Origin of the sequence: Dolosicoccus paucivorans (assembly GCF_900100125.1) — a bacterium.
GTDB lineage: Bacteria > Bacillota > Bacilli > Lactobacillales > Aerococcaceae > Dolosicoccus > Dolosicoccus paucivorans.
In genome coordinates, this window is the sequence record NZ_FNEL01000084.1 from 1 (window position 1) to 3360 (window position 3360).

5 protein-coding genes are annotated in these 3360 nt (G+C 40.3%); 3 read left to right on the plus strand and 2 right to left on the minus strand.

Annotated features, from left to right (window positions below):
* Window positions 1-246 (minus strand): helix-turn-helix domain-containing protein (locus BLR79_RS08515; protein WP_143338845.1); only part of this gene is annotated, 246 nt, incomplete at its 3' end.
* A gap of 169 nt (window positions 247-415) precedes the next feature.
* Here BLR79_RS08515 and fni point away from each other — a divergent pair.
* Window positions 416-1495, plus strand: a complete 1080-nt coding sequence (gene fni, locus BLR79_RS08520) for a type 2 isopentenyl-diphosphate Delta-isomerase (protein WP_092086987.1) — start codon at window positions 416-418, stop codon at window positions 1493-1495.
* Window positions 1496-1563: 68 nt separating this feature from the next.
* Complete coding sequence (locus tag BLR79_RS08525; protein ID WP_092086990.1) at window positions 1564-2112, plus strand: cysteine hydrolase family protein; 549 nt, start codon at window positions 1564-1566, stop codon at window positions 2110-2112.
* A 40-nt stretch (window positions 2113-2152) separates the two neighbouring features.
* Here the strand turns inward: BLR79_RS08525 and BLR79_RS08530 are convergent, their stop codons facing one another.
* Window positions 2153-2563 carry a methylglyoxal synthase gene (locus BLR79_RS08530; RefSeq protein ID WP_092086993.1) on the minus strand — a complete coding sequence of 137 codons (411 nt, stop codon included), beginning with the start codon at window positions 2561-2563 and terminating at the stop codon, window positions 2153-2155.
* Between the two features lie 60 nt (window positions 2564-2623).
* On the opposite strand from BLR79_RS08530, the gene BLR79_RS08535 reads away from it, so the two are divergent.
* On the plus strand, window positions 2624-3181 hold the full coding sequence (locus BLR79_RS08535) for a hypothetical protein (RefSeq protein WP_092086996.1): 558 nt from the start codon (window positions 2624-2626) through the stop codon (window positions 3179-3181).
* The last annotated feature ends 179 nt before the right edge of the window (window positions 3182-3360 follow it).

The following is a 3360-nucleotide window of genomic DNA, read 5'->3' on the forward strand; positions in this document are numbered from 1 at the left end:
TGTTTGAATATCTTGAATGAGCTCGGGCGTATGTTTAGGACGACGACCTTTGAGAGATTGATGCTCAGAAGCGTTATCTTGAGCCAATTGAGCATCGTAACAGGTTGACTTAACACGCTTGAGTTCTCGATAAATCGTCGAACGGTGACGCCCGATGGCTTCAGCAATTTGACTCGCTGTATAGCCTTCATGATAAAGTATTTCTATTTTTGAACGGTCTTCTATGGTAAGATGTTTGTAGCTCATAACAGGTCCTCCGTGTGTGTTTTTGTGGTTACTAACATTTTACACGAACCTGTTATGGGTTTTCTTGTTTGTCGCAATTAATTTTACAATCTATCAAATAATTTACCGAAACGATGTCCTCAGTAGGAGATCGTTTTCTTTCAATAATTAAAAGAAAGTAGGTCTTTTGATGCACCAACCATCCATTAATGAACAGCGTAAAAACGATCACGTCGCTCACGCTTTAGAACAGCAAACTAAACAAACCCTTCATCCTTTTGATGATATTCGCTTTGTATATCATTCCTTTTCAAATACAACCTTAGATGAAATTGACCTAACGACCACTTGGGCGGGACATGACCATTCCCTCCCTTTTTATATTAACGGCATGACTGGTGGGTCAGAGTTTACTAAATCCATCAACCAAAAATTAGCCATTGTAGCTCTAGAAACGGGTCTTTCTATGGCTTCGGGGTCGGTAAGTATCGCAATGAAGGAAACCCACGCCCATGATTCCTTTACTATCATTCGAAAAGAAAACCCTGATGGGTTTGTGATGGCGAATTTAGGCGCTCATCATTCGTTAGAAAACGCCAAACGAGCCGTCGATTTACTAAAAGCCAACGCCCTACAAATCCACTTAAACATTCCTCAAGAAATAGTGATGCCTGAAGGGGACCGAGATTTTTCCATGTGGTCGAAAAATATTGAAGACATCGTGCACCATTTAGACGTGCCGGTTATTGTTAAAGAAGTAGGCTTTGGGATGAGTCGCGAAACGATTGAGCACCTATTAAATTTAGGTGTTAAAACGGTGGATGTCAGTGGGCGCGGTGGTACTAACTTTATTATGATCGAAAACCAGCGCCGTGATCAATTAGACTTTAGCGACTTAGCTTATTGGGGACAGACCACCCCAGAATCTCTCTTAGAAGCTTATAGCGCACGTTCTAACCCTTCTACCCCATCCTTTGACTTATTAGCTAGTGGCGGCATTCGAGGCTACTTAGACATCATTAAAGCCCTTTCTTTAGGAGCTCAAGGGGTCGGACTTTCCGGTAAATTTTTATGGATGGTTCATGAAGAAGGAGTAGACAAAACGATTCAGTGGGTCAAACAACAAGAAGAAGCCATTCGTTCATTAATGTTAATGTTAGACACGCCTACCATTCAAGATTTAGACACCACTCAGTTGATTTTACAAGGCGACTTAAAAGACTGGGCCATCGCTCGAGGCATTGATTGGCAGTCTTTAGCGAGCCGTTAGTCTTTCTTTGACTTTACACCTTCACCTTGTTAAACTTTAGAAAATAGTAAAGGTTAGGTGACAATTCAATGAAAAAAGCATTAGTTGTTGTTGATTATACCCATGATTTTATCGCTGAAGGAGCGCCTTTAGAAGCTGGTGAGCCGGGACGTTCTGTTCATGACGCGATTGTTAAATTAACAAAAGAATTTATCGATGAAGACGAATTTGTTGTATTCGCCAACGACATGCACTATCCAAACGATCCGTATCACCCAGAAACAAAACTATTTCCACCTCATAACTTAATTGGAACAGACGGGCGTTTATTGTACGGTGAGTTACAAGAAGTCTATGAACAAGCTAAAGATAAGCCGAATGTTCTACTAAGAGACAAAACACGCTATTCTGCGTTTGCGGGGACGGATTTAGACATTTTACTCCGTGCTCGTCGTATTACTGAACTACATTTAGTTGGGGTTTGTACAGATATTTGTATTTTACATACGGCTGTTGACGCTTATAACTTAGGGTATGATATTTATATTCACGAAGACGGCGTTCAAAGCTTTAACCCAGCTGGTCATGAATTCGCCTTAGAACACTTGAAAAATGTTATTAACGCAACCATTGTTTAATAAAAAAACGTCTTCTGAAAAAATCAGAGGACGTTTCTTTTTATGGGCGTTGACGAATTAATTTGCGCCAATCAATTTTTTCTTCCGCAACGCCGCTAAGTAACATTTCTGCCGTTGCGATGTTGGTTGCTAGTGGGATATTATAGACATCACATAGACGAAGTAACGCACTAATATCCGGTTCATGAGGTTGTGGCGTTAACGGGTCTCTTAGGAAGATGACAATATCAATCTCTTCATTCGACACCATACCCCCAATTTGTTGATCTCCACCTAAAGGACCGGATTTAAAGCGGTGCACGGGTAAATTGGTCGCCTCGATAATTCGCTGCCCTGTCGTTCCAGTGGCGTATAACTGATGATCTTTAAGCACTTCTTGATAAGAGCTTGTTAATTGAACCATATCGTCTTTCATCTTATCATGAGCAATTAAAGCAATGGCTAATTTCATTTCAATCTCCTCCCACATTTATTATAATGGAAGCAGCTCACCTAGCGAAAGGAATTAACAATGACTAATTTACAAAAGCAAGTTCAAACCTTATATAAAAATTACCCTGAAATGCCTTATATTAGCCCCAATCGCCCATTAAAAGAGTGGCTAGATGGTTTAGATATCGGCAAATCTCACTTGGTTGCTAAACGCCAAATGGAACGCTTTCCTAACGGATTACTGCCTGGAGATTTAATTTTACTTTGGCGTATTAGTTTAGGCACCTTTACGACGGATTCATGGTACCCTAAATACTTTGAATACGACTATGGTATTAACGGCCCACAGTCGCTGGACCAATTAGTAGACCAAGGATTCGCCCGTCAAATGACCGCCAAAGAATCTTTAACGTACCAAACCGCCCCACAACTAAAGCAACTGCTTAAACAAAAAAATGTGAAAGGCTATTCCAAACTCAAAAAAGACGAACTCATCCAAGAAGTCAAAGAACATTTTGACGATGCTACCCTGGATCAAACGATCTCTTTGAGAGGCTACGCCCTTACACCTAAAGGGGAACAAGCCCTTAAAGATTACCCCGAACCTGTCGAAAGACATCCGAAAAAATCGCTATAAAATAATCCTGCTGATCCAGTCGCAATATTGATGCGAGAATCAGCAGGATTTTATTTGAATACTTACTATAAACTACTAAACATTAATGTAAATTTCAAGTATAAATTAGCCACTAGCTACAAATTTTCACAAGCCTTGAACTGTGGCAGTGTTAGTTAGCTTTAGTATCTTGTCTAATC